This window comes from Flavobacterium aquidurense (genome assembly GCF_002217195.1).
GTDB classification, from domain to species: domain Bacteria; phylum Bacteroidota; class Bacteroidia; order Flavobacteriales; family Flavobacteriaceae; genus Flavobacterium; species Flavobacterium frigidimaris.
Map to the genome: position 1 here is coordinate 147,729 of NZ_MUGR01000009.1, position 14,492 is coordinate 162,220.

A 14,492-nucleotide genomic window follows, 5' to 3' on the forward strand; every position below is an offset into this window, starting at 1 on the left:
TTCATTTAAGTTTTGTTTCTCATATCAAATGCCAGAGCGGCAATGCCTTTTTTGATATCGCCACCATATTTTTGGGCGTACGCGTTCACTTTAACTTTCTCACTTTCTTCTGTTGTGTAGGCCAGGTATTCCTCGAGTGAAACTTCGGTTCTGTACACCTTTGAAAGCATACCTCCTAATGATATAAACACCTCTTTGTACTTCTTATCAGGATCATTGGACTTATTGACAGAGAGCACCAGCGCCTTTTCTTTTTCAGTGAGCCCGAGGAGTTCCTGAATCTGATCAAATTTATTTTGATACTTGCTTTGATCCAGAAGAATCTTGCAGTCGCTGTTATTGATAATGGCCTGTTTGACCACTGGTGAGGAGATAATATCTTCCACTTCCTGGGTTACTACAATTGCTTCTCCGAAGAATTTTCTTACAGTTTTGAATAAATACTTAATATATTCGGCCATCCCTTCCCGGGCAATGGCTTTCCACGCCTCCTCGATCAGGATCATTTTTCGAACTCCTTTAAGCTTTCTCATTTTGCTGATAAAAACTTCCATGATAATAATGGTGACCACCGGGAAAAGTATGGGATGATCTTTTATATTATCGAGTTCAAAAACAATAAACCGCTCTTTTAAAAGATCTAAGTTCTCACTCGCATTCAAAAGGTAATCAAACTCGCCATTTTTATAGTAAGGCCGAAGCACGTAGAGAAAATTATTGACATCAAAGTCTTTCTCCTTTACTTTATCTCCTTCAAGTATGGGGACAAAATCTTCTTTTAAAAATTCGTAAAAAGTGTTGAAACAAGGGAAAATATCCGGATTACTTTCCAGTTTCTCATAATACAATTGCAAAGAATTCGAAAGGGCCACATACTCGCTTCTATTAAATGTCTCATCGTCTTTTTTCCAAAGCGCCAATAACAGCGTTTTAATACTTTCCTTTTTCTCAGTATCCAGACTATCGCCCTCTCCAATATAAAATGGATTGAACCTTATGGGGTTCTTCTCATCATAAGTAAAGTAATAACCTCCTACCATCTCGCACAATCCTTTATAACTGTGCCCTACATCCACAAGGACAATATGTGTACCTTGCTCGTAATAACTCCTTACCATGTGGTTGGTAAAAAAGGACTTGCCACTTCCCGAGGGTCCTAGTATAAATTTATTACGATTGGTACAGATTCCCATTCTCACAGGCTCATCGCTGATATCCACATGAACAGGTTTACCTGTGAGCCTGTCTCCGAGTCTGATTCCCATTGGACTCAGAGAAGACTTGTAGCCGGTCTCCATGTTTAAAAAACATACCGCCTGTTCGGTGAAAGTATCAAAAGTGTCATTCATTGGAAAGTCAGCCGCGTTTCCCGGTATGCCTGCCCAATAAATTTGTGGCGCCCCAACGGTTTCCTGCTTCGCGGCCGCGTCCATTTGTGCAAGGGCTGAAGACACCTTGTTTTTGATCTCTTTTAATTCTTGCACATCTGAGCTCCAGGCCAGGACATTGAAATGCGCCTTAACTGGTACTCTTTGCTGGGATATGGCCTCGTTTAAAAAATCGTTTGTGGCATCTCTAGCTATTAAATTACCCCTGCTGTAAGCCGATAAGGATTGCAGGCGCAGTCTCTTACTTTCGAGTTTTTGAATAGTTTTCTGCCCGTCCTCAATAAAGATGTACTGATTGTAGATGTGATTACACGATAATAATTGTCCGAGTGTTGAGGCAAAGCCTACACTGAATTTTGTCCTGTCAGTTGAGTAGCGGTCATAATTTATCCTGGATCCACAGAGTCCCGGTAAATCGGCCGAGTCCCCCAAAGTAAACAATTGACAATGTTTATCGCCAACTTGTAGTCCTTGGCTGAATTTAATATCCTTATAGACAAATGAAGTTTCACTCTCTGATAAAAAACAATATTTCTCTATAAGTCCAATGCTGCGGCTTTGGCTTTTAAGCTCGTGGTTTTCTAAACGCGTAAGCTTTACAAATCCACTGTCTTCCATGATCCTTTTAAACTGACCGGTACTGTCTATGAAATCCTGAAGCAGCTCCATTTTTAGCGTTTGCTCAGGAGCCAGCGAACTTCTAATTAAATTAGAGAATAAGGAACTTGAGTTTTTTCTTCCTTGAGGTTTCTTAGTAATCATAATATAACAGGAATGATCCAAAAAGGGTCTTTCATTAAAAAACCGCTCACTGCTTCTTTTTAGAAAACTGCTGTCATCGCTTGTGAAATCTGCCTTATAATGTTTCTCTAAAAACCAGTCCTGTTTGTGCAATACACAAAACTTTGGAAGTATTTTAATGGCTTTGATCCAGGATTGATGAAACGTCTCATACTCCTGGTCTGAGAGGGTAAAAATCTCTGGAAGTTCGGCTTTAAAAACCACTGTTATATCTCCTTGTTTAGACAAAATACAATCGTGCTGAACATCCATAATCGGTAAAACATCATCTATCCCTTTTTGCATCACACTTTGATTTACTTACATTAACGCTCTTTGACTATCACTATTTAAAAATTCTTCTGCTGTAGACTTTTATATTCTTTGGAATCTGCTTTTTAGCTATGGCTTTCATCATCCCATACTGGCCATACTTACTGCTCATTTTGTAGATTTTGAAAACCAGTACACTTCCCGCGCCCCCAATAAATACCACACAGAGAATAGAAGGAATTCCAATAAAAAACAGGATTGCAAAAACAATCATAAGTCCCACAACACCCGCGCCCAAATACCAGATGTATTGGGCTTTGAGTCCTTTAAATTCGATGGATTGATTAATCCCTTTATTGATTTGATATACACTGCTGCTCATTTTTCATTATCTTTAGTCTCAAACACCAAAGAAGGATTTTATTACAGTGGCCACGACAACTAAAAACACACAGCTCCCAAACCAAGCTGCGGCTACTTTTCCGGTATCGGGATCTCCGGCATTCCACTTCTGGTACACTTTCACAGCGCCAATAAGCCCCAGTAAAGCTCCTACCGCGTACATGAGTTCTGTACCGGCATCAAAATAACTTCTGACTTTTTGGTTGGCCTCATTAATACCGGCAACACCATCCTGGGCGTAGCCTTTAAAATGAATAAAAACAACTAGCATTACTACCTGAATTGATACTTTTTTTGCCTTTGAAAAACACTTTAAATCTCCTTTACATTTTTTCATCACACATCGTTTTAAAGTTTTGATTTCTTATAAAAAATAAGCGGAGGAATACTCGCCGTTGCAACTCTATTTCCTTGTCACATAAAGCCCTACCACGCCAGAGAGAACAGGGATTATTCCTCCACTATAATATTAAATAGTCTCTTCCCACAAGGCATCAGCCTGGGAAACAGTTAAAAGTAGTTGTGGGTATCTCTGGCAACCCGCGACAATTAAAGTATTCACCTTCTGGCGTAGCGCAGAGATTTTAACAAAGGGATATTCCTTTAACAGCAATTTTAGATAGTTCTGAAACTCTTCCAAAGAGAAGTTTCTCTCTGCGCTCTCAGTAATGGCGCCCTTTATCCGATCAGATAGTTCCTTCGCATCTGCCAGGGTATCAAAAGGCTCACTGCAAGATGAAAATTCCAGATTCTCAGTACTGCTGTCTTTTGAAAGATTAGCGCCAGGCATTTCGTTTCTATTGCTTTTAAAGCTTGTGAGATTTAGGGTTTTCTCACCGTTTAGGATTTCTTTTAGCTCAGGATAGTAAAATCTAAATCCTAAAACCAAATACCAGATAAATAAAAGTACACTAACGGCAATTATATAATTGCTCCATGAAATATTTGTAAACATAGCTTTTTCATTTAATCGTTCAACATCTTTCTTTCTCTCTATGTAAATCATAATAAAAGAGTTATGATTTATTCAACAAGTCAAAGAAACAAATACAACACATGTGCTACAAGTACAACTTTTTGTTGTACCTCATCGTACCCCATTACTTCCGATCTATAGCGAAGCTTTTCTATTGTACGTTTTTTGATATTTGAAAATTCTCTTAATATGTTCTGATTTTTCTAATGATTTTTTCAAGGGTTTTAATCGCAATCTCTTTATCTCTTTCTTCCGCATTATAAGATTTACTGCGAACAGACTGATATGAAAGATCTTTTTTGAAAGGTGTAGAAAGATAAGGTATAATTGTTTTAAAAACTTGGGTCATTGATTTTGCTTTAACAATTCGGGATTCATCTGTAGCCCTAAGAATTAGCCCCATTTGATCGGTCGATAAAACACACTCTATTTTATCATCCACAACACTCATCTTATCTGACACTTTAAGATTACTTTCAAACGAAGTTAATTTAATTTTCCTTTCAAAATAGGCAATTTCATATGCAAACCAATTATCTAATACATATCTAATGTTTTGCCTGCAAGGATCAAACATAACTTTCTCACTAGAATAAAGCTGGTTGAATTCTTTGTAATAGAAAAGAAGATCATTTACATTATTGCCAAAATCTTGAATTTTCACTTTGGCAGAAATACGCTCCAATATTGAATGAATATATTGCGGACTATTAAAGTTTAAAGAGATTAACAGTTCGTCTAAACAGGAAAACAAATCTGATTCTGCTATGCCTACTACAAGTAAATCTATATTTTTTAAAAGTTCTCTTTGATAAAGAATTTGTCTATATGTAGCTTTACATGCTGTTTCACTTTGAATTGAATTTAAAAGTGTCTCAATTATAATTCCAATACTCTTTTTATCAAAACCCATAAAATCTGCCCGTTTTTTTAAGTTGTCTAGTTTTAAGAGGACTTCTTTTCTCGAAACCATTAAATAAGTTACAGGCACTTTTTCATCTAAATTTAAATAATAAGAATAACGATTTTCAACAAAGAATAGCAATTCATCTAAACTGCTTATAACAGTATCTATAATCTTTGAGAACTTACGAACTTTGAACGATTCATTCTTTTGATTCTCTACAATAGTATCTAAAAGAAATATTAATGTGGAATGATATTTTCGAACCAATAACCGTATTTGTCTTTTTCTGCGAAGGGAAAAAATTTCATTTTTAATCTGAACTTGAATCTTCTGCGTTTCATCTATAACATTCTCTGAAATAGATGCTAAATCAGTGTCTGATAATTTGTCAAAATTTGTTTTTTTTGGATTAAATTTCTCAAGTATTAAAGAGTCTAACCATTCTAGAGGATATATTTTACTCATCATTGTGCTGTTTTTAAGTTACAATTACGCAACGAAAACTAACGATTTTTAAAATTTATCGGTAGTATTCGAACGGTATTCTGATGCCGAAAAGGAGCTATGTTTTTTGAAAAATCTACAAAAACGTGAAGCGTCGCTGAATTCTAAATATTCTGCTATTTCAACAATTGACAATTGTGAGTCATCTAATAAATATTTAGCCTCAGTAACAATTTTTTCTACTATCACTTTCTTTGCAGTTTTACCTGTCATTTCCTTTATAATTATAGTTAAGTAATCTGAACTAATAAATAAAGCCCCTGAATAAAAGCTTACATTATGCTGCCTCTTATAATGAATAGATAAAATAGTAAGAAATTGAATTGCAAGGCTTTCTTTTCTGGAGAAGTTTAATGTTACTTGGGAATTGTATTTTGAATAAATCATTTTTAACTCAAAAAGAAACAAGTTAAAACTGATACGCTGAAGTTCATAATCAAAACTACTAAGGGTATGACCTTTGTTTACAAAATAAATTAGTTTATAAATAAGAGACAATACTAAAAACTCTTTTTCTTCAAGAGTAATTTTTACTGAAGCTTTTTTGATAAAAAAATAAAATGAATCTACAAGTTCTCCATGTAACTTATTTTGGAATGCAAAATCAGCAGAAAATGAAATCAAAAAAAGTTGAAGTTTATCTTCTACATCCACTATGGTACAAAATGAATCTTTCGGTATTACAAGTAAATCACGTGCAGATAAATTTGTAATGATTTCCTGCAATTGAATTTTTAATTTTCCTGATTTAATCAAAAGTACCGATAGATTTTTGACTTTAAAAGAGCTTTTTGAAGATGTTTTTACAACATATTTTTTTACAATATAAATATTTAAGCCGGCGATCGGCAAATTTTTTAATTCAGTATTTATTAAATTTTTTAACATGTTTGTCGTAAATCAAATAAATGAGTTTAAAAACTAAGGTTAATTAAAACTTATTTTTAAATAGATTTTCTATTATAATAAGGTATAGTAGATAAAGGTTTAACAAAGAGGTAATAAACAACAAATAAGCAAGTTGCCTAATACTCATTGTCTTCTTTGCCCCGCTTAAAAGGTAGCCAACTATTTCATCATAGCTAAAAAGAGCTATAATGAAATAAAGGCTTACAAGATTAATAGTGATAAGGATTATATGAAAAATGACACGTATTTTCATTTTGAAATGGATCAGAATTACTCTGAGTATGTTTTTAAATAAGTACTTTCAATAATGCTATTATGGAAATAATAGACACTTCATTGCATAAAAAGAAAGGTCTGGAAATCTTACTTCCTACTGAGGTTTCCCAGTCTCGATCTTTACGCTGGGTCTCGGAATAAAGTGAATATCTAGAAATAGAGGTTATAGTTAAAATAGTATCTTTTTCATCTTTTGTTAATACGCCATTCTCGAGAACTACATTTTCATATGATATTATATAAGAATATATAACATCAAATTCATCGTCTCTGTGCAGTATCAAGTTTTGTAAAAAAGAGGTTAGATTACTTTTTACTGAAGTGGCCAATGAACTGCCCTGAACAATATTAATCATGATATTATCAGGATCATCCATAATTGATTGGACAATTTGATCATCGAATACTATTAGATTTTTTGCAGTTTTGCTCGCACTATTGAATTTGCCGGAAATAAATTGAATCTGCTCGGTAATACCAGTAATAGAATTTGGAGCTTTCTTATTCTCACGATACAATATGAGCGCGTTATAATAAAGACTCCCTTTAAAGTCAAAAGGATTGGCTTTATTTTCTGGAACAACAGATATAGTATTTGCTTCTTTTAGGATGTCAATATATTCAGATGGATTACTCTCTGAATCTGTTGAGCACGAAACAATTAAGATTGTGAAAACGATACATAATATATTTTTTTTCATCATTAAGGTTATTAAACATGATAGAGAATTACTTCTCAATTCATTTTACCCGGGTCAGCAGAATTTTTATTCAACACGATGTTGAACGTTTTGCTTTTGAATTCACAGCAAATCTATTCGCTCAAATGATCACTCGCAACCTTATATGTATGGGTTTCCACGATTTAATGTATGGATTTCATGGAAATCCACACCCTATTTACCACCACCAAACCATTATATTTCAATAGTTTACACTATTTTTGAAGCAACCTAATGCAAATATTCCCCCTACTCCTTTTAAATCAATCCCTTTGAATTCATTTTCAAAAGTATTTAACCCCAAAACTACAATGTCATATGAATCAAAATCATCTTCTATTATTGTTTTTATGTACTGTTTTATCTATATCTGCACAGAAACAAAATCGCCTTCTCCCCGACTCTATAACAACTAAGAGTTACGACTACTTAAATGAAAAAATAGATCAATATAAAAAAGACAGTTTAAAAGCTTCGGTCTATATGTACGCATACCTAAACAAAGCTAAAAAAGAGCAAAACTGGAAAGAAATAGTCAACAGTTATCAAAACCTGTTACATCAATCTCCTGACAATCTAAGATTAGTTTATGCTGATAGTATGATTCATTATGCAAAGAAGTCGAATAATGAAGCCATAATTGGATCTGCGTACCTTTCAAAGGGTATCGTTTATTATGGTCAAAAAAAACATAATCTCGCCTTAGATAATTATTTAATTTCTAATAGCTACATTTCTAAAACCAATGATGACTACTTAATTCATAAAGTCAAGTACCACATTGCTCTTATAAAATATTATATTGGTTTTTATGACGAAGCTATTTCATTATTTAAGGAATGTATCACATTCTTTAAAGATGATAATCCACGGGCTTATCTAAACTCTCTTCATTCCCTAGGTCTTTGTTATAATAAAATTGGCAACTATAATCATTGTTCTGAAACAAACACCTTAGGTCTTCTAGAGAGTAAAAGACTAAAGATTCTGGAAATGGAGCCTTATTTTATTCATTCCCAAGGGATCAATGAATTCTTCAAGCTTAATTATGGCCTGGCAATTAAAGATATAGAATCATCACTTGGCGCAATAATAGAAAACAAAGATTTTGCAAATGAATCAATCGGCAATTTTTATATTGGCAAAAGTTATTGGAATCTCCAGAGAAGAGACAATGCTGTTCCTTTCTTTAAAAAAGTAGATCTAAATTTTAATACTAAAGCATACATACGTCCTGACCTTAGAGAAACATACGAGCTATTGATTGATTATTACAAAAGCAAAAATAACCTGGAGAATCAGTTGTATTATATTGATCAACTTCTAAGAGCGGACTCACTGCTTGTTGAAACCAATAAATATTTAATTGGAAAAGTCCATAAAGAATATGACACTAAGGAATTGCTACATGAGAAAAACAGAATAAAAGCTCAGCTCATTCTCGAAATGTATTATGACTATATTTTTATTGGTATTATTTTACTCTTGTTTCTAGTTATACTTTATGGAACATATCGTCACTATAAAAATCAAAAACTTTATAAACAAAGATTTGATGAATTAATGTTAAAAGTAAATGATAAAAATTGGGTCACATCCAAAATAAATACCATCAAACCAAAGATTCTGAGCATTAAACCTGAAGCAATTGCAAACATTCTAAAACAACTACAGAAGTTCGAAGATGATAAACGATTTTTAGAAAAAGACTGGAATTTGATAAAACTCTCCGCAGCCTTTAATTCAAATACTAAGTATCTTTCTAAAATAATATTCCACTATAGAGATAAACGCTTTGTAGAATATGTAAATGACTTAAAGATAGATTACATAATTAATTTATTAAAAGAAGATCGAATAATAAGAAATTATACAAATAAAGCTTTAGGAGAAGAAGCTGGTTTTAGTAGTACTCAAAGGTTTGTGAATGCTTTTAAATCAAAAACCAAAATGCCAACGGCTTTTTTTATTGAGCAGATTAAAAAGGAAGGACTATAAATTTGCACTTTTAAATATAAGGTGTAGAATAATATGAAACATATCCCTTTAAAATTAAATCTATCTAAAGTTGGAAAGAAAGATTTATTATTTTTTATCTAAATATTTATCAATAATTGAAATTCCAAATTCTTTTTCAAAATCAGAGAAAAAAGCTGACAATACAATATTTTCTTTACTACAGATACTAGTTATAGTCGCAAAAGGAATATTATAGCCATCAGGATTTTGAAGTTTAGTTATTGTCGATGTCGCTAAATTACAATCTTTAGCATATTGTCTTTTAGTAACCTCTTTACCGTTTTCATCAACTCTATTTACTATCCAACGTTTAGCAATATAATTACAGATATATTTATTGATAAGAATATTTCTTTGTCTCGCTTCACTTTTATTAGTCATACTCACAATTATCATTTTAGCTTTCAAACAAATTAAAGTAAACAGTATAAAAAAAGTGTTCGCGATCGCGAACAATAAGATATTTTACTTTATATTTGCATATGATCCTCAAAGGATCGTATTTTTGCGACTCTTCAAAAAAATATTGAAGCATTCGCTTTGAATCTCGCACTAGAAAACTGGTAATTTTAAAGAAACGAGATGATAAGTAAGATGCTCACGTCTATTGGCGTGGGCTCGCTTATTGTTTCCAGGTATACCAGTACCTCTAGTGCAGTAAGATGAGTTCCATGCCTTTTTTAAAACTCTCTACTATTCTTTGCAAATTGCTTCGTATAATTTTAAAATTTCGCATTTTTAATGTCGAACTCTTAAATATTCTTGCCTGTGTAATAAAAAACTTCATATGATTATTAGGTCATTACTCAATATAATATAAAAAATGGCCCTCTATATCGTCGCCAAACAACCATAGAGGACCGTAGCTAATCAAATCACTTTAACTAACCAATCCCAATATTATGAATAATTTTTCATTTTACAAGGATGGAAAAGCTCTTTATTGCCTAATTCTTTCTGGTATACTATTGTCTTTTTCATCTTCATTTGCTCGAAATTCAGTACAGCAATTCAAATCCACCTTTCAACAACATCAAATTCAAGGAACTATATCGGATGGCAGTGATCCAATGCCAGGTGTAACTATTTCGATTAAAAGCAAAACCAATTCATCTACTATTTCAGATTATAATGGACAATATAAGCTTTCAACCTTTCCAAATGATACCCTGGTCATATCATATATTGGTTTTAAAACATTAATCGTTCCCATTAACGGGCGTCAAATTGTCGATGTTAAATTGATATATGATACGACTGCTTTGCAGGAAGTTAGAATAAATGCCGGTTATTATTCTGTTAAAGAAAGTGAACGCACTGGAAATATTGCCCGAATTACTTCAAAAGATATCGAAACACAACCTGTGACCAATGTCCTAGCGACTATGCAAGGTCGTATGGCAGGTGTAAATATCATACAAAATACCGGTGTGCCAGGTGGTGGCTTTGACATTAAAATTCGAGGTCAAAACAGTATCCGTGCCGAAGGAAATGCTCCTCTGTATCTTATAGATGGTGTACCCTACGCATCAGAAACTATAGGATACAATCAAACGGCTACTATTTATCCCACAACTACGAGTCCTCTAAACAGTATAAATCCAGACTCTATAGAAAGTATTGAGGTTCTAAAAGATGCCGATGCTACAGCAATTTATGGATCAAGAGGCGCTAACGGTGTTGTTTTGATTACCACTAAAAAGGGTAAAGCGGGGAAAACAACTTTTAGAGTTAATGCCTCAACAGGTACTGGAACTGTAGGCAAGTTTATGAAACTCATGGACACGTCGCAGTATCTAGCCATGCGTAATCAAGCTTTTCAAAATGATGGAATTCCCTTTAACTCGTGGGATTATGATGTAAATGGAACATGGGACCAAAACAGATATACTAACTGGCAGAAGGAATTAATCGGTGGGACTTCGAGCATAAGTGATCTGCAGGCAAGTATTTCGGGGGGATCCGAAAGAACGCAATTTCTAATTAGTAGTAGCTATCATACAGAATCTACTGTATTTCCTGGCGACTTTATATATAAAAAAGGAGGTTCTCAAATTAATTTAAACCACCGTTCAGAAGATAATAAATTTAATTTAACATTCTCGGCAGGTTATAATCTTCAGAACAATGATCAACCCGCCTTTGACTTTACTTTCGATTCGCGATCTCTCCCTCCTAACGCGCCAAAACTTTATACTTCACAAGGAGATTTAAATTGGGAGAATGGAACATGGGATAATCCTTTACGAAACCTTAATGCAAAATTCGAATCGAGTACTAATGATTTGGTGGCCAATTCGGTATTATCTTATGAACTAATATCGGGACTGACAATTAAAGGCAGTTTTGGATACACATCTCTAAACACAACTGAAACCCGTACTGCTCCTTCTTCATTATTTAACCCTATATATAATATCACTAGCGCAAATTCATCTCTATACCTTAACAATACAGGACGATCATCATGGACAATCGAGCCTCAAATCAACTGGGAAAAACAAATAGGACTTGGAAAACTTGAAATTCTCTTTGGATCAACTTTTCAAAGTCAAACAACTTCTAGGCTTTTTCAGATAGGAACAGGATACAGTTCCAATAGTTTAATTTACAACCTTGGATCGGCTAATTATATTAAAGTGTTATTTAATGATGAAACGTTGTATAAATACCAAGCTTTTTTTGGAAGAATCAATTATAACTTCAATCAGCGTTATATTATTAATTTAACAGGAAGGCGTGACGGGTCAAGTCGATTTGGGTCAGGCAATCAATTTGCAAATTTCGCAGCAATTGGAGCAGCATGGTTAATCTCTAATGAAAATTTTATAAAAAACAGCTCTTGGCTTAGTTTTGCAAAAATAAGATCAAGCTACGGCACAACAGGAAATGATCAAATTGGCGACTATCAATTTCTTAATACTTATTCTAACACATCAGGAAAATATGATGGGACAATAGGACTTGAGCCAACCCGACTCTATAATGCTAATTTTGGATGGGAAACCAGTAAAAAACTTGAAGTAGCCCTAGAATTAGGCTTTTTTAAAGACCGGCTCTTCACAACAGCATCCTGGTATCAAAATCGTTCATCTAACCAGCTAGTTGGTGTTCCATTGCCCGGAACAACAGGTTTTACAGTTTTGCAATCCAATCTCGATGCCACTATTCAAAATAGAGGTCTGGAGCTGACTCTTAGAGCCAACAATTTCAGTCGAGAAAATTTCACTTGGTCAACAAATCTTAATCTAACATTCGCCAGAAATAAATTACTTAGTTTCCCGGGATTAGAAAGTTCTACATATAACCAACAATACAGAATAGGTCAACCTTTAAATATTGAAATTTTATATCAATACAAAGGCATCAATCCACAAACAGGTATCTATGAATTTGAAGACATCAACAAGGATGGTAAAATAACATTTCCCGAAGATCGGCAGAAAACAGCTGATCTTACCCCTAAATATTACGGTGGTATCCAAAATCAATTGCGTTACAAACGATGGAATCTTGACTTTTTATTTCAATTTGTAAAACAGAAAAATCACATATACCCAATGGGATTTGCAGGACAAATGTCCAACCAGCCTAAAGTAAAAATGGATAGCTGGCAAGTACCCACAGACATTGCGGAATATCAAATTTATACAACAGGATACAACAGTGATGTTGTAACGGCCGAATATTTATACAACAGAAGTGATGCCTCTATCACTGACGCTTCTTATATACGCTTAAAAAACATCTCACTTTCCTATCAACTTCCTTTGAATTTAAATGCTATACAATGCAAAATTACACTTCAAAGTCAAAACACATTGACTTTTACCAAATATAAGGATGGTGATCCTGAGTTTACCTCCGCGGGATACTTACCTCCTCTTAGAGTAATAACAGCAGGTGTTCAATTAACCTTTTAAATCAATTATCATGAAAACATCATATTTTAATGGCAAACAATTTATTTTAATCGCAGTTCTACAATTACTAATAAATTCCTGCGATTCCTTCGTAGAGGTTGACCTTCCTAAATCACAACTTAATAATGTTAGTGTTTTTGAAGATTATGCTACAGCAAATGCAGCACTCACAGATGTATATTCAAAAATTAGAGATAAAGGAATGCTTACCGGCATTGACACAGGATTATCCAATGAACTGGGAAATTACACTGACGAAATAATACCTTTTGGAACACCTTCAAATTCTAGCTTTAACTTTTATAATACTAATTTATTGGCAGATAATCCTGAAATTACAGAATATTGGAATGCTACCTATAATCAAATATATGCCTTAAATGCAGTGATAGAAGGTCTTGAAGCAAGTACAATACTATCCGAAAAAAATAAAACACAATTACTGGGTGAAGCGCTATTTGTTCGCGGGTTATTGCACTTTTACTTGGTGAATATTTTTGGTGACATCCCTTATATTAAAATAACGGATTATAATAAAAATAAAATTGTAAGCAGACTGCCAACAGCGCTAGTTTATCAGAATATTGTGAGTGATTTGGAAAGCTCAATTTCATTATTGCCTTACAATTATAGTTCTTCTGAAAGAATTCGTCCGAGTAAAAATGTAGCTAATGCTTTTTTATCCCGAGTGTATTTATATATGAAATCATACGTAGAAGCCTCTAATAGTGCTTCTTCTATCATAAATCAATCAGAATTATTTGAATTGGAACAAAATACGGATAAAGTCTTTTTATTAAATTCAAAAGAAACAATATGGCAGCTACAATCATCTGAACCTGGACAAAATACCTTAGAGGCGATAACATTTATATTCGAATCCGGACCACCTCTTATGTTGGCTTTGAATACTAATTTAGTTCAATCTTTCTCAACAACTGATTTAAGAAAATCTAGTTGGATAAAGACTATAAGTGATGGGACATCCACTTGGTACCATGCCTACAAATACAAAGAACAAAACTTCACTTCAGTTTCCAAAGAATATTCCATCATACTGCGCCTGGCAGAGCAATATCTTATAAGGGCTGAAGCAAGAGCGCATCAAGGGGATTTAATTGGTGCAAAAGAAGATTTAAATACAATTAGGCGCCGTGCAGGACTAGAAGACTCTTCTGCAACTACGCAGCTAGAAATATTGGATGCTATACTGCAAGAAAGAAGATGGGAACTCTTTACAGAACATGGACATCGTTTTTTTGATCTGAAGCGATTTAACAAAATTGATTCGGTCATATCGGCTATAAAACCAGGATGGAATACAAATGATGCTTTGTTACCAATCCCTCAAAATGAAATAAGCACCAATCCAAATCTTCGACCTCAAAATCCAGGATATTAAATTTAGAGAAT

11 protein-coding genes are annotated in these 14,492 nt (G+C 33.7%); 3 read left to right on the top strand and 8 right to left on the bottom strand.

The window, feature by feature from the left end:
• Positions 1–5: 5 nt before the first annotated feature.
• The 7 genes from B0A67_RS06020 to B0A67_RS06050 form a co-directional block, all read right to left on the bottom strand.
• A complete protein-coding gene (locus B0A67_RS06020) occupies positions 6–2,474 on the bottom strand; it encodes a TraG family conjugative transposon ATPase (protein ID WP_072962286.1) in 2,469 nt (822 codons plus the stop codon).
• A gap of 40 nt (positions 2,475–2,514) precedes the next feature.
• On the bottom strand, positions 2,515–2,823 hold the full coding sequence (locus B0A67_RS06025) for a DUF4133 domain-containing protein (RefSeq protein ID WP_072962289.1): 309 nt from the start codon (positions 2,821–2,823) through the stop codon (positions 2,515–2,517).
• An 18-nt stretch (positions 2,824–2,841) separates the two neighbouring features.
• Positions 2,842–3,114 carry a DUF4134 domain-containing protein gene (locus B0A67_RS06030; RefSeq protein ID WP_394364331.1) on the bottom strand — a complete coding sequence of 91 codons (273 nt, stop codon included), beginning with the start codon at positions 3,112–3,114 and terminating at the stop codon, positions 2,842–2,844.
• A gap of 198 nt (positions 3,115–3,312) precedes the next feature.
• Positions 3,313–3,849: a hypothetical protein gene (locus tag B0A67_RS06035; RefSeq protein WP_072962296.1), complete on the bottom strand. Its 537-nt coding sequence runs from the start codon at positions 3,847–3,849 to the stop codon at positions 3,313–3,315.
• A gap of 154 nt (positions 3,850–4,003) precedes the next feature.
• A complete protein-coding gene (locus tag B0A67_RS06040) occupies positions 4,004–5,194 on the bottom strand; it encodes a hypothetical protein (RefSeq protein ID WP_072962300.1) in 1,191 nt (396 codons plus the stop codon).
• 45 nt (positions 5,195–5,239) lie between these two features.
• Positions 5,240–6,118: a helix-turn-helix domain-containing protein gene (locus tag B0A67_RS06045; protein WP_072962303.1), complete on the bottom strand. Its 879-nt coding sequence runs from the start codon at positions 6,116–6,118 to the stop codon at positions 5,240–5,242.
• Between the two features lie 308 nt (positions 6,119–6,426).
• Positions 6,427–7,116: a hypothetical protein gene (locus B0A67_RS06050; RefSeq protein WP_123887349.1), complete on the bottom strand. Its 690-nt coding sequence runs from the start codon at positions 7,114–7,116 to the stop codon at positions 6,427–6,429.
• Positions 7,117–7,455: 339 nt separating this feature from the next.
• On the opposite strand from B0A67_RS06050, the gene B0A67_RS06055 reads away from it, so the two are divergent.
• Complete coding sequence (locus B0A67_RS06055; protein WP_072962310.1) at positions 7,456–9,135, top strand: AraC family transcriptional regulator; 1,680 nt, start codon at positions 7,456–7,458, stop codon at positions 9,133–9,135.
• Between the two features lie 87 nt (positions 9,136–9,222).
• Here B0A67_RS06055 and B0A67_RS06060 read toward each other — a convergent pair whose 3' ends face one another.
• Positions 9,223–9,537 carry a hypothetical protein gene (locus B0A67_RS06060; RefSeq protein WP_072962314.1) on the bottom strand — a complete coding sequence of 105 codons (315 nt, stop codon included), beginning with the start codon at positions 9,535–9,537 and terminating at the stop codon, positions 9,223–9,225.
• 587 nt (positions 9,538–10,124) lie between these two features.
• On the opposite strand from B0A67_RS06060, the gene B0A67_RS06065 reads away from it, so the two are divergent.
• Both B0A67_RS06065 and B0A67_RS06070 read left to right on the top strand, forming a co-directional pair.
• Positions 10,125–13,079 (top strand): SusC/RagA family TonB-linked outer membrane protein, encoded by a 2,955-nt coding sequence (locus B0A67_RS06065; protein ID WP_317044078.1) that lies wholly within the window; start codon positions 10,125–10,127, stop codon positions 13,077–13,079.
• A 10-nt stretch (positions 13,080–13,089) separates the two neighbouring features.
• Positions 13,090–14,481 carry a RagB/SusD family nutrient uptake outer membrane protein gene (locus tag B0A67_RS06070; protein WP_072962321.1) on the top strand — a complete coding sequence of 464 codons (1,392 nt, stop codon included), beginning with the start codon at positions 13,090–13,092 and terminating at the stop codon, positions 14,479–14,481.
• The last annotated feature ends 11 nt before the right edge of the window (positions 14,482–14,492 follow it).

What these genes read in the sequence shown, in the direction of transcription:
- B0A67_RS06020 (WP_072962286.1), bottom strand. Translation starts at nt 2,474, where the DNA reads ATGCAAAAAGGGATAGATGATGTTTTACCGATTATGGATGTTCAGCAC.
- B0A67_RS06025 (WP_072962289.1), bottom strand. Translation starts at nt 2,823, where the DNA reads ATGAGCAGCAGTGTATATCAAATCAATAAAGGGATTAATCAATCCATC.
- B0A67_RS06030 (WP_394364331.1), bottom strand. Translation starts at nt 3,114, where the DNA reads ATGCTAGTTGTTTTTATTCATTTTAAAGGCTACGCCCAGGATGGTGTT.
- B0A67_RS06035 (WP_072962296.1), bottom strand. Translation starts at nt 3,849, where the DNA reads ATGATTTACATAGAGAGAAAGAAAGATGTTGAACGATTAAATGAAAAA.
- B0A67_RS06040 (WP_072962300.1), bottom strand. Translation starts at nt 5,194, where the DNA reads ATGATGAGTAAAATATATCCTCTAGAATGGTTAGACTCTTTAATACTT.
- B0A67_RS06045 (WP_072962303.1), bottom strand. Translation starts at nt 6,118, where the DNA reads ATGTTAAAAAATTTAATAAATACTGAATTAAAAAATTTGCCGATCGCC.
- B0A67_RS06050 (WP_123887349.1), bottom strand. Translation starts at nt 7,116, where the DNA reads ATGAAAAAAAATATATTATGTATCGTTTTCACAATCTTAATTGTTTCG.
- B0A67_RS06055 (WP_072962310.1), top strand. Translation starts at nt 7,456, where the DNA reads ATGAATCAAAATCATCTTCTATTATTGTTTTTATGTACTGTTTTATCT.
- B0A67_RS06060 (WP_072962314.1), bottom strand. Translation starts at nt 9,537, where the DNA reads ATGACTAATAAAAGTGAAGCGAGACAAAGAAATATTCTTATCAATAAA.
- B0A67_RS06070 (WP_072962321.1), top strand. Translation starts at nt 13,090, where the DNA reads ATGAAAACATCATATTTTAATGGCAAACAATTTATTTTAATCGCAGTT.